This is a genomic window from Bartonella sp. TT110JLCBS (assembly GCF_042193405.1).
Lineage (GTDB): Bacteria > Pseudomonadota > Alphaproteobacteria > Rhizobiales > Rhizobiaceae > Bartonella.
This window is the reverse complement of the sequence record NZ_JBHILT010000218.1, coordinates 1-679: the sequence shown is the minus strand read 5'-3', so window position 1 is coordinate 679 and position 679 is coordinate 1. Positions and strand designations below refer to the sequence as shown.

Below are 679 nucleotides of genomic sequence, written 5' to 3'. Positions count from 1 at the left end.
GTTACGCCTTTAAAAAATAACGATAAATAATTAAAATATTTATTTCGTATATAAATTATTATTTATGTAAACTTTGGCATTTTTAGATTATTTAACGTTTTATTGAGTTCAAACTCAAACAAAGAGCTTTTTTCTTCGTTTAGCTTTATTTTCTGATTTTTTTCTAAGTTTAAACTATTTATTTCTTCTTGATCAGCTTGTTTCAATAAAGCAAATAAAGAACGCTCTAGATACAATTCTCCCTTTTTTTCTTTATCAATCATGCCGCGGAGATATCCCCCTGGTGATTTTACAAGTCCTCTAGCATATTTTTCAAAAATGATAGCAATAGCCAGAGCTGTTTTTTTAAGCCCCATGATTTTTGTAGCTTGTTCAGCGGCATGTTCTGAAACTTTAATCATTCTGTACATAGGATACATAGAACGTATCAAATCGCTTTCTGTTTGGAGACTACATTCAGAAAACAAGGCGGCATTCGGCAAAGCCTTTTCTAGTATCTCCGGCTTAATTTGAGGCAATGTACTACCGTTTGAGGGAAGTGATGTTTCGGTTTTGACGTTTACTATATTTTCATAAGCCATTTTATTGTGACCGGAGGTCACATTAACGATTTGAGTGTGTTCAGATAACTCTGAACACTCATTTTTGTTACAATTACAATTATAGTTAGGGGTTGTAT

The 679-nt window shown here is 32.3% G+C and carries 1 protein-coding gene; it reads right to left on the bottom strand.

Annotation, left to right across the window (positions count from 1 at the left end; translation table 11 throughout):
* Positions 1-62: 62 nt before the first annotated feature.
* Positions 63-679 (bottom strand): replication initiation protein RepC (gene repC, locus ACFILW_RS10555; RefSeq protein ID WP_375685815.1); only part of this gene is annotated, 617 nt, incomplete at its 5' end.